This is a genomic window from Amycolatopsis heterodermiae (assembly GCF_034929455.1).
Taxonomy (GTDB): Bacteria; Actinomycetota; Actinomycetes; order Mycobacteriales; family Pseudonocardiaceae; genus Amycolatopsis; species Amycolatopsis heterodermiae.
Genome location: NZ_JAYFSI010000004.1, coordinates 268,954 through 284,317, shown reverse-complemented (window position 1 = coordinate 284,317; position 15,364 = coordinate 268,954). Strand labels below are relative to the sequence as shown.

The following is a 15,364-nucleotide window of genomic DNA, read 5'->3' as shown; positions in this document are numbered from 1 at the left end:
CTTCTACTTCTTCGCGTACTTGATCGACGACGCGACGAGCTCGGTGCGGGCCCCGCTGGCGGCGCGGATCGCGGCGCGGCGGGCGTTGATCGGCTCGTCCTGGATCTTGGCGTGCAGCTTGAGGATCGCGTCCAGCAGCATCTCCGGCCGCGGCGGGCAGCCGGGCAGGTACATGTCGACCGGCACGATGTGGTCGACGCCCTGGACCACGGCGTAGTTGTTGAACATGCCGCCGGAGGAGGCGCAGACGCCCATGGCGAGGACCCACTTGGGCTCGGCCATCTGGTCGTAGATCTGGCGCAGGACCGGGGCCATCTTCTGGGTGACCCGGCCCGCGACGATCATCAGGTCGGCCTGGCGCGGCGTCGCGCTGAAGCGCTCCATGCCGAACCGGGCGATGTCGTAGCGGGAGCCGCCGACCGTCATCATCTCGATCGCGCAGCAGGCCAGCCCGAAGGTGGCGGGCCACATCGAGTTCTTCCGCGCCCAGTTGACGAGGCCTTCGAGGCTGGCCAGCAGGATGCCGTTGGGGAGTTTCTCTTCGAGGCCCATGGGTCTAGTTCCAATCCAGGCCGCCGCGCCGCCACACGTAGGCGTACGCGAAGCCGACCGTCGCGATGAACAGCAGGATCTCCACCAGGCCGAACGTGCCCAGCGCGTCCGCCTGCACGGCGAACGGGTAGAGGAAGACCATCTCGATGTCGAACAGGATGAACAGCATCGCGGTGATGTAGTACGCCACCGGCATCCGGCCGCCGCCGACGAGCGGCTGCGGCGACGGTTCGATGCCGCATTCGTAGGCCTCGAGCTTGGCCTTGTTGTAGCGGCTGGGGCCGACCAGCGGGCCCAGCAGCACCGACAGCGTGGCGAACGCCAGCGCCAGCACGAACAACAGGACCAGGGGCAGGTAGGGCTTCAGGCTCGGGGCCTGCTGCGCCAGGTTCACTGCGTCCGTTTGGGTCAGCACGGGCAACATCAGCACGGGGTCTTCGCCATCCTTTCCGCGCCGCTGCGGTTTTGCTTGTGGTGGGAACCGCTCAGCCTCGTCGGCACCCTAAGGGACCTGGGTCACACCGCCGAGGGTCAGGGTCTCCTTACGGCCCGTGGCGGTGCCGGGGCCTGCTTGTGAAATAGTTCACAAGCCACTCGTCGTGGATGTGAAGCGATTCACAAAGCATGGGGGGAGTGTAGGACGCGACTCACATTCTTGTCCCTAGACCCCCGTGTTATAAGGGTGCCCTAACTTCGAACGCCATCGTTGTCACGACCCGGCAACGCCGCCCGCGCGACCTGCACGAAGACGTTTCATGATCACGTCACGACCGGACAAACAGGGCGCTGACCTGTGACCTATCCCACTGGCCGCACGGCCAACTTGCTAGGCCGGTCGAGTGTCCGCGCGCGAAGAACCCCGGTCAGCGGGGGCTGGGGGCGGCCTTCGCCAGGGCCGAGATCAGGCGGTCGACGCCGTCGCCGCCCTTGGCGTCGTAGCAGCCCGAGAGGCCCTTGTAGACCAGCGGGAGGATCTTGTTGATGCGCAGGCCGTACTTGGTGCACGCGTGCATGATCTTCGGCTTGCCGATGATCTTCGCGAAGACGTTCCCGAGCTGGTAGTAGCCGCCCATCAGCTCGCGGACCGCGCGCGGGTACGCCTCCAGCGCGCGCTCGCGTGACGGGCCTTCTCGCCGGGCCAGAGCCTGCACCACGACCTCCGCCGCGATCTGGGCGGACTCCATCGCCGCGGAGATGCCCTCGCCGTTGAACGGGCTGACCATGCCGCCCGCGTCGCCGAGCAGCAGGAGGCCGTCGCGGTAGTGCGGGGTGCGGTTGAAGCCCATCGGGAGGCCGGCGCCGCCGACCTTGCCGATCGCGTTCTCCTCGCGGTAGCCCCACTCCTCCGGCGTGCCGTCGAGCCACTGGCGCAGCAGCGCGCGGTAGTCGGTGTTCCGGAACGACGCCGACGTCGAGAGCATGCCGAGGCCGACGTTCACCGTGCCGTCGCCGAGCGGGAACGCCCAGCCGTAGCCCGGCAGCAGCTTCGGGTCGCGCGGGTCGGACTTGTCCCACAGCTCGAGGTGGCCCTCGATGAACGGGTCGTCGTGGCGCGGGCTCTTGTAGTACTGGCGCACCGCGACGCCCATCGGGCGCTTCTCGTTCTTCTGGATGCCGACGCTCAGCGCGAGCCGCGCGGACACGCCGTCGCAGGCCAGGACCAGCGGCGCGCGGTAGTTCACCGGCGTGCGCTCCGGGCCGACCTTCGCCTCGACGCCGACCACGCGGCCGGTCGCGTCGGTGATCGCGCTGGTGACGGTGGTGCGCTCGTACAGCCGCGCGCCCGCCTTCACCGCCAGCTTCGCCAGCAGGTCGTCGAAGTCGTGGCGGGTGCGGGAAACGCCGTACGGCGGGTAGCTCGTGAGGTCCGGCCAGTCGAGCTCCAGCGTGAGGTCGCCGGTGAGGATCCGCAGACCGCGGCTGTGCACCCAGCCCGCGTCCTCGCTCGTGTCGATGCCGAGGTCGATCAGCTGCTTGACGCCGCGTGGGGTCAGGCCGTCGCCGCAGACCTTCTCGCGGGGGAACTCGGTCTTCTCCAGCAGCAGGACGTCGACGCCCGACCGGGCGAGGTAGGTCGCGACGGTGGACCCGGCCGGTCCGGCGCCGACGACGATGACTTCGGCGTCCTGATCTGCGGTGCGACGACTCATGTACGCGAGTTTAGGCAGGCTTGCGCGCCCGGTGGATCGCGACGACGCCGAATGTGAGGTTCAACCACTCGACGTCGGCCCAGCCCGCGCTCGCGATGATCTCGCCGAGCGTGCGCTGGTCCGGCCAGGCCAGCATCGATTCGGCCAGGTAGGAGTAGGCCTCCGGGTTGGACGACGTCCGTTTGCCGACCCAGGTGAGCAGCTTCAGCATGAACCGCCGGTGGACGAACCGGATCGGCGGGAACGGCGGCGTCGAGACCTCGCAGATCACCAGGCGCCCGCCCGGCTTGACCACGCGGGCGATCTCGGTGAGCGCGGCCTTCGTGTCGACGAAGTTCCGCAGCGCCAGCGAGATCGTCACCGCGTCGAAGCTCTCGTCGGCGAACGGCAGGTTCAGCGCGTCCGCCGCCACCATCGGGACGTTGCGGTGCAGCCCGGCCCGGAGCATGCCGAACGAGAAGTCCGCGGCCAGGCACCAGGCGCCACCGCGGGCGTACTCGACGGTGGACACCCCGGTGCCGGCGGCGAGGTCCAGGACCTTCTCGCCGCTTCGGGCGTCGAGCACGCGGGCGGTGGTGGTGCGCCAGCGCCGGTCGAAGCCGAAGGTCATGAACGAGTTCGCCCGGTCGTACCCGTCCGCGACACCGTCGAACATGGCGGCGACTTCGTGCGGGTCCTTGTCCAGGCTGGCGCGTGACATGCCTCGAATCTAAACAGTCGGGCGGAGCCCGTCCGTTGAGGGTGGCGGCGGGGCGGGGTCCGGGCTAGTCGGCGCGCTTGCGGAAGCTCACGAGCACCAGCCAGATCAGGCCGCCGAAGCGGCCGACCGGGATCAGCGGGTAGAGCACGGACGTCAGCATCCCGAACACCGAAAGCGCGGCCAGCGCGGCGATCACGTAGCCGGTGATCGCCAGCCAGCGTGGTGTCGTCCGCGCCACGGCGGCGACGAGCAGCGCGAGCGGCACCGCGAAGCCGAACGCGCCCGCCGCGAACGCCAGCGACGTGAAGGGCCGGGCGAACGCGGTGTCCTGCGCGGCCGTCCAGGTCGCGAGGCCGCTCAGCAGGAGGCTCCCCGAAGCGAGGAGACCACCAGCGAAGCCCAGCCGCGGCGGTCTCGCGGCCGCGGTCCAGACCGCGAGCGACAACCCGGCCCCGAAGACGGCCAGCGCCAGCAGCTGGATCAGGCCGTGGTGGCTCGCGTCGTAGGCGGCGACGTCGGCCGCGGACGAGTCCGGGCGGGTGCCGGTGGCGCCGAGGACGCCCCCGGCGACGGTGAACAGGCCGTAAGCGGTGATCGCAATTCGTTTCATGCCGTCAACGATTACACTGGTGTAATGAATTGTCAACGACTATCGTTCCGGCCATGGAAGCGAAGAGACCGCGGCTGGGCAGCGCGTTCCTGCTCGCACAGGTCGGCGCGCACGCGGCCCAGCGGTTCACCGAACGCATCGCGGAACTGGACCTGACCCCGGCGCAGGTCGGGCTGCTGCGGCTCGTCGCGATGCGGCCGGGCCAGAGCCAGCAGACCCTCGCCAAGCAGCTCGGCACCCCGGCGACCCGGCTGGTCCCGCTGGTCGACGGGCTGGAGAAGCGCGGCCTGATCGAGCGGCGCCGCAACGCCGAGGACCGGCGGCTCTACGCGGTCGAGCTGAGCGAGGACGGCCAGGCGCTGATGGGCCGCGTCGCGCAGGCCGGCGCGGCGCACGAGCGGACGATGACGGCGGTGCTGACCGACGACGAACGCGACGTCCTGCACGGCCTGCTGAGCAGGATCGCCGAGGACCAGGGGCTCACCCCGGGCGTCCACCCCGGCTACGCGCGCGGTCGCCTGTCCTAGCGGAAGGTGGCCAGCATCCCGGCCACCGCGGCCGGCCAGGTGAACTCCTCGGCCCGCGCCCGGGCCGCCGCGCGGCGCAGGTCCTCCGGGCTGTCCAGCAGGTTCGTGACGGCCGAGGCGAACGCGGGCGCGTGGTCGTCGACCGCCGCGCCGCAGCCCGGCCGGACGATCTCCCGCAGCGCCGACGACGCCGAGACCACCACCGGCGTCCCGGACGCCAGGGCTTCCAGCGCGGCCAGGCCGAACGTCTCGTGCGGGCCCGGCGCGAGGGAGACGTCCGCGCTGGCCAGCAGCCGCGCGACGTCACCGCGGCCGGACAGGAACCCCAGGAACGTCACCGGCAGGCCGCGCGCCCGGCGTTCCAGGGCGCGGCGTCGCGGGCCGTCCCCGGCGACGACCAGCCGCACCCGCGCGCCCGCCTCCGTCAGCTCGGCGACGGTGTCCACGCTGCGCTCCACGTGCTTCTCCGGCGACAGCCGTCCACAGTGGACGAGCAGGGCGTCCGCTCCCCCGGCGAGGCCGGCGCGCCAGCCGTCGTCGCGCATGGCGGGCCGGAACGTCGCCAGGTCGACGCCCAGGGGCACCCGCCGGACGTTCGGCGCGGCGATCCGGTCGAACTCCGCCCGCGCGAAGGCCGTCGTGCAGACGACCGTGTCGTAGCTCGCGGCCATCCGGCGGTTGGCGACGTCGGCGACGCGGCGCGCGACGACTTCGGGCAGCAGGAACTGCTCCAGCAGCCGGTCGAGGCGCTCGTGGGAGATCACCGTGCTGGGGACGCCGTGGCGCCGCGCCCAGCCGCCCATCCCCCGCAGCGTCAGCCGGTCGGACACCTCGAGGCGGTCCGGTTCGAGCTGGCGCAGCACCGAGCGGACGCGGTGCGGGTCGACGGCGCGGTAGCCGCCGGTGCCCGGGATCTTCGGCGCCGGCAGGGAGAACCGGCGGACGCCGGTGGGCAGGACCTCGTCGGCGTAGCGGGTGCCGGGCACCACCAGCGTCACCTCGTGCCCGCTCGCGACGTACCCGGCGCCGAGGTGGTGCAGCGCCGTGCGCAGCCCGCCCGAGCGTGGCCCGTAGAAGTTCGCGAGCTGGACGATGTGCATGCTCAAGCCGCGCGCGCGACTCGGCCCTGCACCGCTTCGTAGTGCCCCACGAGCTCGTGGCACACGGCGGGCCAGGTCCGCCCGAGCACGACCTTGCGCGCCTTCTCGCCGAGGCGCGCCCGCAGCGCGGCGTCGCGCAGGGCGTCGATCTTCTCCAGCAGCGCCGGCGCGAACAGCTCGCGGTCCGCGGGCAGCAGGTAGCCGGTGCGGCCGGGCAGGACCAGGTCCTTCGGGCCGCCGGCGTCGGGCGCGAGCACCGGCAGGCCGGACGCCATCGCCTCCTGCACCGCCTGGCAGAACGTCTCGTGCGGGCCGGTGTGCACGAAGACGTCGAAGCTCGCGTACGCGGCGGAGAGCTCTTCGCCGTACTTCGCGCCGAGGAACGCCGCGTCCGGGAGCTGCTCCTTCAGCGCGGGCAGTTCGGGCCCGTCGCCGACGACGACCACGCGGATGCCGGGGACGCCGGCCAGCGCGGCCAGCCGGTCGACCTCCTTCTCGGGTGCCAGCCGGCCGACGAACCCGACCAGCAGCTCGCCGTTGGGCGCCAGCTCGGCCCGCAGCGCGGCGTCGGCGTGCGCCGGGGAGAAGCGGTCGATGTCGACGCCCCGCGCCCAGCGGTGCACGCGCGGCACGCCGTGCAGCCGCAGCTGCTCGACGGAGTCGGTGGATGGCGCCAGCGTCCGGTCGGCGCGCGAGTGCAGCCGCCGCACCCAGCGCCAGGCGGCGCGGGCGGCGAGGCCGAAGCCGTACGCGGAGGCGAACCCGGCGATGTCGGTCTGGTAGACGGCGATCGAGGGCACCCGCAGCCGTCTCGCGGCGGCGAGGCCGCGCGCGCCGACCACGAACGGCGACGCGAGGTGCACGACGTCCGGCCCGAACGCGGCCAGCGCCGTCAGCACCGTGCGCGTCGGCACGCCGATCGGCAGCGAGTTGACGCCGGGGAAGTCGAGGGCGGGGATCCGGATCACCGGGGCGCCGCGGTAGGAGTCCGGGCCGGGGCCGGGCGCGATGATCAGCACGTCGTGACGGCGTTCCCGGAGGTGCTCGACGACCCGCAGGACGGAGTTGGTCACGCCGTTCACCTGGGGCAGGAAACTTTCGGTGACTATCGCGACTCGCACCAACCGACCATCGCACCCGATCCTGGCGACCGCGTGACACCGCGGCCAACGCTGCCGGAACAGATCAGCTACGACATGTCATCTCAAGGTCGTGTCCCGGAAACCAGCGGGGCCCAGACTAAGCAGGCATGACCCTCTTGTCCTCCAGGCCGCCGCGGCCCGTGGAGCCCGGCCTGCTGTCGAGGGCCCTCGAAGTGGCCGGGCGCCTGGCCAACGACGCGACCGACGTGATCACCGCGACCGCCGGCCGCGGCGCCCACCCGTCCACACTGGACTCCCCGTTCGACTGGGTCACCGACACCGACCGGATCCTCGAGCGGCACACGCGGCGCGTGCTGACCGCCGAGTTCCCGGGCATCCCGGTGGTGGGCCACGAGTTCGGCGCGGACCACGGCGCCGACGTCGCGGAGTACCGCTGGGTCGTCGACTCGGTGGACGGCACGGCGAACTACGTGGCGGGGGTGCCGTGGTGCGCGTACAGCCTGGCGCTGGTCGACGCGGCCGGGCCGGTGGTCGGGGTGGTGGCGGACCCGTACCGGGCCCAGATCTACGCCGCGGCGCGCGGACGAGGGGCCCGCGCGAACGGCAAACCGGTGCGCCTGACGGACCGCTGCGTCACGGCGGGCGCGATCGTCTGCACGGAGCTGGCCCGCAAGGGCCCGTGGCCGGGCATGGGCGGCTTCATCGAGCGAGCGGCGGCGGCCCACGCGGGCGTCCGGGTCCTGGGCTCGGCGGCGCTGTCGATCGCGCAGGTGGCGTTGGGCCACGCGGCGGCGGCGGTCCTGCACAGCTACCACGAATGGGACGTCGCGGGCTCGGTGGCGATGGCCATCGAGGCGGGCGCGGTGGTCCTGGACAAGCACGGCGAGGACACGGCCCTCCCGACGGACGGCCTGCTGGTGGCGGCCCCGGGAGTGGCGGACGAGGTCCTGGGCTGGTGGCAGGAGACGGCCCACGCGGGCTGAAACCGAGTTGCGCCCGCTGTGAGGATCGAGGCATGCCCACGCTCCACACCGAGCGCCTGACGCTCGTACCCCTGGCCGACGAGCACCGAGAGCTGGAGTACGAGCTGGACTCGGACCCGGAAGTGATGCGGTACCTGACGGGCCGGGCTTCCACGCGGGCCGAGGTCGAGGCCGCGCACCGCCGCCGGATGGCTGTCGCGCCCGGGTTCGGCTTCTGGATGGGCTTCGCCTCTGGCTCTGGCTCCGCCTCCGGTGGCTTCGTCGGCTGGTGGATCCTGCGGCCGCCGCAAGGACCGGACCAGCCGTTCGTCGAGGGCGAGGCCGAGCTGGGGTATCGGCTGTTGCGCCGGCACTGGCGTCAGGGGTACGCGAGTGAGGGTTCTCGCGAGCTGCTGCGGTACGGGTTCGCGGACCTGGGGTTGGAACGGATCTTCGCCCAGACGATGGCGGTGAACACGCCATCTCGCGCAACGATGGCTTCGGTGGGGTTGACGTTTGCGCGGTCGTTCATCTCGGCGGAGGACTATGCGGAGGTGCTTCCGGGGGCCGAACAGGGCGAGGTCGAGTACGAGATCACGCGGACGCGGTGGCTGCGGGAGCTGGGTTGAGCGGTAGGCAGGTCTTGGCCTTGGTCTTGGCCTGCGGCGCCGCATCAGAGATTGTTGAACGATTCGACCCGGTTCCACAGCCATCTGCGGGCAGGCACCCTGTGCATCGAGTTATCCACATCGGGTGCAGCTATCCACAGATTTGCCGCGCCACCGTTTTTCCGGGGCAGCGCCGATAAACTGGGACTGGGCACGCCCCCCTGGGTGTGGTGGGGGACTCTTGTCTGGTCAGGGCGCTGTCAAGAACACTTTCGATCAGCAGGTCCCCGTGCTCGACCGGAGGGCCACCGCATCCTCACCACAGTCGGCGCCATCAGGCGGAACCAACGCTGCGAAACCGACATCCCGCGTCGACCGAGGCGAAGGCGCAGGACAGCAGGCGTGCGACCTCACTCGAAAGCGAAATGGCTGGTCAGGCCGCGGCCGGCTCCGCGACCGCTCGCTTGTTCAGCCGTCGGATCCACCACAGCAGCGGGCCCGCCACCAGCCACGTGAAGAACACGAAACTGCCCAGCGGCAACAGCGTCAGCGTCGCCGAGCGGCCTGCTACCCGGGCCAGTTCCGGGTCCGTTGCGTCGTACTCGATGCGGACCAGCTGGCCTGCGGCCAGGCCGTCCGGGTAGAGGACTCCGTTGGCCGGGCTGTGGACGATGCCGTCCGGCGTCTCGAAGTGGATGATCGTGCGGTCGAAGGCCACCGAGTCCACCGTGGCCGTCGCGGTGCCGAGCTGCCCGGAGATCGAGCGGTCGTTGCGGATCGCCGCGAACAGCAGGCACACGCACATCACGGTGAGGAGCGAGGCGACGGCGAGGGTTATCCACCACCCGACGCGCCTCGCCCGCTCACCTCTCGTGCTCACGCCGCGAGCGTAGCGGTACTGCTCAGTGCTTGTGCTCCGCGGCGAGATTCCGGTGGTTGGCCTGGATCTGGTCGAACGACTGCGGCTTCACCGAGGCGGCACGCGCCGTGAACGCCGCGGGCGAAGCGCCGTTCGGGCCCACCGCCGGCTTGCCCGCCGTGTACAGCCACGTCTGGAACAGGTCGTACAGCGGCTTGCCGGAGACCTTCTCGGCCAGCGCGATGAACTCCTGGATCCGGCCGTTCGACCCGCCCTTCTGGACCTGCCACGCCTGCAGGATCTTGAAGAACGCCTCGTCACCGACGGCCGTGCGCAGCGCCTGCAGCGTCAGCGCGCCGCGGTCGTAGACGGCGTTGTCGAACTGGTTGTCCGCGCCCGGGTCGGCCGGGACGAGCTTCCACAGGTCACCGTCGGCCGGGTTCGAGTCGTAGGTGTACTGCGCCAGCTCGGCGACCGTGCCCTCGCCCTCGTGCTCCGACCACAGCCACTCGGCGTAGGACGCGAAGCCCTCGTTCAGCCAGATGTCGCTCCAGCGGCCGAGCGAGACGTTGTCGCCGAACCACTGGTGGGCGTTCTCGTGCGCGATCAGCGTCGTGTTGGAGCCCGCCGCGAAGTTGCGCGCGCCGTACGTCGGCCGGGTCTGGTTCTCCAGCGAGAAGCCGATGCCGCTGGTGACGACGCCACCCTCGGCCTCGAACGGGTATGGGCCGAACTTCGTCGCCAGGAACGCGTCGATCTCCGGCGTCCGCTCGACGCTGGCCTTCGCCGCGTAGAGCGAGTCGCCGAGGTCGCTGCCGTACGCCGAGATGAACGGCTTGCCGTCCGGCGTGGTCGCCTGGTTGAGCTCGTACTTGCCGACGATGAACGACGTCAGGTACGTGGCCTGCGGCTTCGTGCTGCGCCACTGCCAGCGGGTCCAGCCGGCGCGCTGCTTCGTGGTGCGGACGAGCGTGCCGTTGGTGACGGCAACGTTGTCATCCGGGGCTTCGATGGAGACGTCGTAGGTCGCCTTGTCCGTCGGGTGGTCGTTGGCCGGGAACCACCACGCGGAGCTCTGCGGTTCGTCGACGCCCAGCGCGCCGAAGGAGCCCTTCTTCCACGCGTTGAGCCCGTCGACCTTCTCCGTGGACGGCGTGTCCGAGTAGGCGACGACGACCGTGGCGGTCTGGCCCTTGAGCAGCGGCTGCGCCGGCGTGACGACGAGCTCGCCGTTGCCGTTCTGGTTCGCGAACTGGGCCGGGCGGTTGTTCACCAGCACGCTCGACGCCTTCAGGGCGAAGTCGAGGTCGAACCGCGACAGGTCCTGGGTCGCGGTGAGCAGCAGGGTCGTCGTGCCGGACAGCACGTCGGTCGCGGGCTGGTAGGTCAGGCGGATGTCGTAGTGCAGCACGTCCGTCCCGCCGTTGCCGGCGTTCGGGTAGTACGAGTCACCGACGCCCGGCGCGCCGGGTGTCGGGGCCGCACTGGCGGTACCGGCGAGCAGCACCGAGGCAACCCCGGCCGCGAGCACACCGAGGCCGGTGCGAGTTCTTGCACGCATTCGAATCCCTCCAACGGGTGAGGATCAGCGCGCTCGAACGTAGCCAGCCAGGAAGCACCCAGGAACAGCCGAAGGGAGGATCTTGCCTGCTGAGATCACACCCGGAAAGCGGTTGACCGAATGAGGCTGTTCGGGTGCGCGAAGGTCGCGAGCGGGCCGTTCGTGTCCGGCGTGGCGTGGCGCCGGCGGGCCGAACGCGCCGAAAACGTCACCAACCGACCACTCGCGCGCCAGGACGCGAGGGCGCGAACGGGCCACTCGCACCCTGAACAGCGCGAAGGGTCCACTCGCGTTACCACGGCACGAACGGGCCGCTCGCTCCCACAGGGCACCAACGGGCCACTCGCGCGACCGCACGAATGGGCCACCCGCACCGAAAACGACACCAAGGGGCCGTTGGCGCCGTTGCGGCGCGAACGGGCCACTCGTGCGCCCGCACCACGGCACGAACGGGCCGCTCGCGCCCCAAACAGCACGAACGGGCCACTCACCGCCTCCACGGAACGAACGGGCCACCCGCCTCACCGCGACGCGAGAGGGCCACTCGCACCCCACAGGGGCACCAACGGACCACTCGCACGCCCGCACGAACGGGCCACTCGCGCCGAAAACGGCACCGAAGGGCCACTCGCCACCACCGCGGCGCGAACGGGCCACTCGCGCCGAACAGCACGAACGGGCCACTCACCGCCACCGCGGCGCGAAAGGGCCACTCACCGCCATCGCGGCGCGAACGGGCCACTCGTGCGCCCGCACCACGACGCGAACGGGCCGCTCGCGCCCCCAACCGCGCGAAAGGGCCACTCGCGCCCCCAGCGCTCGAAGCGTCAGACGGCGGAGACCGCCGCCGAAACCGCAGCACGCAACCGTGCGTGCAGGTCGCGGTGCCGCGACCGATCCACCCTGACCTCCACCACCCGCAGGCCCGGCGCCGGCCGCAACGCTGCCTGGAACTCCGTCAGCGTCTCCGCCACCACGTGCGGAACCCGGTACCCCGCGCACAGCGCGCCCAAGTCGGCGCCGTGCGGGGTGCCGAAGACGCGCTCGAAACTCGCCGAATGCTCTGGTGCTCCCTGCTCCAGCAGCGAAAATATGCCGCCGCCGTCGTCGTTGCACACCACGATCGTCAGGTCCGGGCGCTGCTCGGCCGGGCCCGTCAGCAGGCCGGACGCGTCGTGCAGGAACGTCAAATCGCCCAGCAGCGCGTACGACGGGCCGCGGTGGACGTGGGCCGCGCCTATCGCCGTCGAGACCGTGCCGTCGATGCCCGCCACGCCGCGGTTGCGGTGGACCAGGACGTCCGGGCGCAGGCGGCCGGCCAGGGCGACGTCGCGGGTCGGGTTCGACGAGCCCACCACCAGTAGCGAGTCCGGGGGCAGGGCGTCCACCAGTTCCGACGCCAGGCGCAGGCCCGACGGCCACGGCTCCGCGTCCAGCACCGACGTGACCGCCGCGGACGCCGCCGCGTCGGCGCGGCGCCAACTCGCCAGCCACTCCGGGTCGGCGGGCTTGGTCGGCTCGTCGAACCACTGCCCGACCTGGCGGACGTTGTGCGCGGGCGCCGGCCAGTCCGAGTCCGGCCGGACCAGCAGCACCTCGACCGAGGCGTCCGAGAGCACCTTCTGGATCTGCCGGAACACCGTCGGACGGCCCAGGCAGAGCACCTGCTCCGGTTTGTGCCGCGTGATGAAGTCCTCGACGCCCAGCAGCCACGCGCCGGACGAGATGGCCGTGCCGCCGGACAGCCCGATGCCGCCGGTCTCCGAAATCACCGGCCAGCCGTGCTGCTCGGCCCACTCACTGGCCGCCTGCACGCCGGTGTCGCACGCGATGACCAGGCCGTGGCGCGCCGAAGGCACCACGAACGACGGCAGCGCGCCGAAGTCCGGCAGCTCGGTCCAGCGCTCACCGTCGGGACGGCCTTCGAGCGATTCGTACCATTCGCCGTCGTCGTCCAGGTCGGGCACGAGCGGCTCGCGGAACGGGATGTTCAGGTGCACCGGCCCGCAGCGCCACTCGCCGTAGGCCGCGTTCCACGCCCGGCAGATCTGGCTGCGCCAGTACGAGTTCTGCCCGGCCCGCCGCTCGGCCACGGCCAGCTCGTCGAAGTAGCGGATGGCGTTGCCGAAGAGCCGGTGCTGGTCGATGACCTGCGACGCACCCGCCGCGCGCAGCTCGGGCGGCCGGTCGGCGGTCAGCACGATCAGCGGGACGCCGGCCCGGTCGGCCTCCAGCACGGCCGGGTGGAAGTTCGCGGCCGCGGTGCCGGACGTGCAGAGCACGGCCACCGGGCGGCCGGTGCGCGCGGCGATGCCGAGCGCGAGGAAACCGGCGCCGCGCTCGTCGATCCGGACGTGGAGCTGCAGCTTCCCGGCCGCCGCGGCGTCATAGAGCGCGATCGACAGCGGCGCGTTGCGGGAGCCCGGGCAGAGGACGACGTGGGAGACGGTGTTGCGGACGAGTTCGTCGACGATCACCCTGGCCTGCGCGGTGGAAGGGTTCACCGGCAGGCTCCGTCGAGATGAGAAGTGTCCACAGGTCCTATTCTCCCAAACGTGGATGACGCCCGAGTTTCCGAGCTGTTCGACCCGGCCGCGTGGACCGAGGTCGAAGGTTTCGCCTTCACCGACATCACCTACCACCGTTCCGCTGAGAACCGCGGTGGCAAACGCGTGGTCCGCATCGCGTTCGACCGCCCGGAGGTCCGCAACGCCTTCCGCCCGCACACCGTCGACGAGCTCTACCGGGCCCTCGACCACGCCCGGATGAGCTCCGACGTCGGCTGTGTCCTGCTCACCGGGAACGGCCCGTCGCCCAAGGACGGCGGGTGGGCGTTCTGCTCCGGTGGTGACCAGCGTATTCGCGGACGCTCCGGGTATCAGTACGCGAGCGGCGAGACCTCCGACACGGTGGACCCCGCGCGGGCCGGCCGGCTGCACATCCTCGAGGTCCAGCGGCTGATCCGGTTCCTGCCGAAACCGGTCATCGCGGTCGTGCCGGGCTGGGCCGCGGGCGGCGGGCACTCCCTCCACGTCGTGTGCGATCTCACGCTCGCCTCGGCCGAGCACGCGAAGTTCAAGCAGACCGATGCCGACGTCGGCTCGTTCGACGGCGGGTACGGCTCGGCCTACCTGGCGAAGATGGTCGGCCAGAAGTTCGCCCGCGAGATCTTCTTCCTCGGCCGGGAGTACTCCGCCGAGCAGATGCACCGGATGGGCGCCGTGAACGCCGTCGTGCCGCACGCCGACCTCGAAAAAGAGGCTCTGGACTGGGCGTGGACGATCGCCGCCAAGTCGCCGACGGCCCAGCGGATGCTGAAGTACGCGTTCAACCTCACCGATGACGGCCTGGTCGGCCAGCAGCTGTTCGCCGGCGAGACCACCCGGCTGGCGTACATGCAGGACGAGGCCGTCGAAGGCCGTGACGCGTTCCTGCAGAAGCGCGACCCCGACTTCGAGGACGTCCCCTATTACTACTGAGCTGCGGCCTCTCCCCCTCGACGGCTCCCCCGAGGCGCTCGACACGCTGAAGGCGGCCGTCGCGGACGCGCTGGGCGGCGGCCCGGCCGTGCTGCCGTTCACCGACCCCGCGCTACGGGACGCGATGGCGCCCGGCGAGCCCGCCGAGCCGGACACCGCCGTGGTCATCGCCACGTCGGGGTCGACCGGCGCGCCCAAGGGCGTGCTGCTGTCGGCGCGCGCGCTGGTCGCGTCCGCCGAGGCGACCCACGTCCGCCTCGGCGGGCCGGGGCAGTGGCTGCTGGCGACGCCGGCGCACTACATCGGCGGGCTGCAGGTGCTGGTCCGGTCGCTGCTGGCGGGCACCACACCGGCCTACCTGACCGGCCACGGCTTCCGGCCGGACGACTTCGCCGCCGCGGCCTCGGCGTTGAACGGCGGCCCGCGGTACACGGCGCTGGTGCCGACGCAGCTGGTCCGCCTGCTCGACGACGGCGGCGCGGGGCTGGCCGCGGCGAAGACGTTCGACGGGATCGTGGTCGGCGCGGCCGCGACGTCGGCCGCCCTGCGCGAGCGCGCCGCCGAAGCCGGGGTGCGGATCGTGCCCGCGTACGGCATGAGCGAGACGGCCAGCGGCTGCGTCTACGACGGCTTCCCCCTGGACGGGGTCCGCGTCGACGTCGAGGGGGAGCGCGTCCGGATCGCGGGTGACGTCCTCGCGCACGGCTACCGGCTCCGGCCGGACCTGACCGCCGAGTCGTTCGAAGCCGGCTGGTTCACGACGTCCGACCGTGGGGTTCGTCACGCCGACGGCCGGATCGAGGTGCTCGGCCGGGCCGACGACATGATCAACACCGGCGGCGTGAAGGTGTCCGCGAACGCGATCGAGCGCTGCCTGGCCGCGCAACCCGGGGTGCGCGACGCGTGCGTCGTCGGGCTGCCGGACGCGGAGTGGGGCGAGGCCGTGGTGGCGCTCGTGGTCCCCGACGGCGAACCTCGTGAACCGGACGAACTGCGGGCCGCGGTGCGGGCCGAGCTGGGCGCCGCGTCGACGCCGAAGCGCGTGGAGTACGCCGCTGAGCTGCCCCTTCGCGGCCCGGGCAAGATCGACCGGGCCGCGGTGAAGGCCCGGTTCCGGCCGGGTTCGCAGGGCTGATCGGCGGCACTTCGTTGA

15 protein-coding genes are annotated in these 15,364 nt (G+C 71.6%); 5 read left to right on the top strand and 10 right to left on the bottom strand.

Translation table 11 applies throughout. The features are described 5' to 3' along the window. Positions 1-3 precede the first annotated feature (3 nt). The 5 genes from VA596_RS20365 to VA596_RS20345 form a co-directional block, all read right to left on the bottom strand. Complete coding sequence (locus VA596_RS20365; protein ID WP_086863694.1) at positions 4-552, bottom strand: NuoB/complex I 20 kDa subunit family protein; 549 nt, start codon at positions 550-552, stop codon at positions 4-6. A gap of 4 nt (positions 553-556) precedes the next feature. After that, entirely contained in the window at positions 557-976 is a 420-nt protein-coding gene (locus VA596_RS20360; RefSeq protein WP_323329734.1) for an NADH-quinone oxidoreductase subunit A, read from the bottom strand. A gap of 439 nt (positions 977-1,415) precedes the next feature. Next, a complete protein-coding gene (locus tag VA596_RS20355) occupies positions 1,416-2,702 on the bottom strand; it encodes a geranylgeranyl reductase family protein (RefSeq protein WP_323329402.1) in 1,287 nt (428 codons plus the stop codon). A gap of 10 nt (positions 2,703-2,712) precedes the next feature. Continuing rightward, a complete protein-coding gene (locus VA596_RS20350) occupies positions 2,713-3,402 on the bottom strand; it encodes a demethylmenaquinone methyltransferase (protein WP_323329401.1) in 690 nt (229 codons plus the stop codon). 64 nt (positions 3,403-3,466) lie between these two features. Next, complete coding sequence (locus tag VA596_RS20345) at positions 3,467-4,012, bottom strand: DUF4386 domain-containing protein (protein WP_323329400.1); 546 nt, start codon at positions 4,010-4,012, stop codon at positions 3,467-3,469. Between the two features lie 53 nt (positions 4,013-4,065). Between VA596_RS20345 and VA596_RS20340 the strand changes: the two genes are divergently transcribed. Next, positions 4,066-4,539, top strand: coding sequence for a MarR family winged helix-turn-helix transcriptional regulator (locus VA596_RS20340; RefSeq protein WP_323329399.1), 474 nt, complete (start codon positions 4,066-4,068; stop codon positions 4,537-4,539). Here the strand turns inward: VA596_RS20340 and VA596_RS20335 are convergent. Both VA596_RS20335 and VA596_RS20330 read right to left on the bottom strand, forming a co-directional pair. Next, a complete protein-coding gene (locus tag VA596_RS20335; protein WP_323329733.1) occupies positions 4,536-5,639 on the bottom strand; it encodes a glycosyltransferase family 4 protein in 1,104 nt (367 codons plus the stop codon). The genes VA596_RS20340 and VA596_RS20335 overlap by 4 nt on opposite strands. A gap of 2 nt (positions 5,640-5,641) precedes the next feature. Then, complete coding sequence (locus tag VA596_RS20330; protein ID WP_323329398.1) at positions 5,642-6,712, bottom strand: glycosyltransferase family 4 protein; 1,071 nt, start codon at positions 6,710-6,712, stop codon at positions 5,642-5,644. Between the two features lie 176 nt (positions 6,713-6,888). Here VA596_RS20330 and VA596_RS20325 point away from each other — a divergent pair, with 176 nt between their 5' ends. Together VA596_RS20325 and VA596_RS20320 are read left to right on the top strand one after the other, a co-directional pair. Then, positions 6,889-7,725, top strand: a complete 837-nt coding sequence (locus VA596_RS20325; RefSeq protein WP_323329397.1) for an inositol monophosphatase family protein — start codon at positions 6,889-6,891, stop codon at positions 7,723-7,725. Between the two features lie 32 nt (positions 7,726-7,757). Then, positions 7,758-8,333, top strand: coding sequence for a GNAT family N-acetyltransferase (locus VA596_RS20320; protein WP_323329396.1), 576 nt, complete (start codon positions 7,758-7,760; stop codon positions 8,331-8,333). A gap of 412 nt (positions 8,334-8,745) precedes the next feature. Here the strand turns inward: VA596_RS20320 and VA596_RS20315 are convergent, their stop codons facing one another. From VA596_RS20315 to menD, 3 genes are all read right to left on the bottom strand, one after another. Then, positions 8,746-9,192: a DUF3592 domain-containing protein gene (locus tag VA596_RS20315; RefSeq protein WP_323329395.1), complete on the bottom strand. Its 447-nt coding sequence runs from the start codon at positions 9,190-9,192 to the stop codon at positions 8,746-8,748. A gap of 22 nt (positions 9,193-9,214) precedes the next feature. Next, positions 9,215-10,732 (bottom strand): M1 family metallopeptidase, encoded by a 1,518-nt coding sequence (locus VA596_RS20310; RefSeq protein ID WP_323329394.1) that lies wholly within the window; start codon positions 10,730-10,732, stop codon positions 9,215-9,217. Positions 10,733-11,559: 827 nt separating this feature from the next. Further along, the gene (gene menD / locus VA596_RS20305; protein ID WP_323329393.1) at positions 11,560-13,236 is read right to left on the bottom strand and encodes a 2-succinyl-5-enolpyruvyl-6-hydroxy-3-cyclohexene-1-carboxylic-acid synthase; all 1,677 of its coding nucleotides are present in this window, start codon (positions 13,234-13,236) and stop codon (positions 11,560-11,562) included. A gap of 51 nt (positions 13,237-13,287) precedes the next feature. Between menD and VA596_RS20300 the strand changes: the two genes are divergently transcribed. Both VA596_RS20300 and menE read left to right on the top strand, forming a co-directional pair. Next, positions 13,288-14,211: a 1,4-dihydroxy-2-naphthoyl-CoA synthase gene (locus VA596_RS20300; RefSeq protein ID WP_323329392.1), complete on the top strand. Its 924-nt coding sequence runs from the start codon at positions 13,288-13,290 to the stop codon at positions 14,209-14,211. Position 14,212: 1 nt separating this feature from the next. Next, on the top strand, positions 14,213-15,346 hold the full coding sequence (gene menE / locus VA596_RS20295; protein WP_323329732.1) for an o-succinylbenzoate--CoA ligase: 1,134 nt from the start codon (positions 14,213-14,215) through the stop codon (positions 15,344-15,346). Positions 15,347-15,364 lie beyond the last annotated feature (18 nt).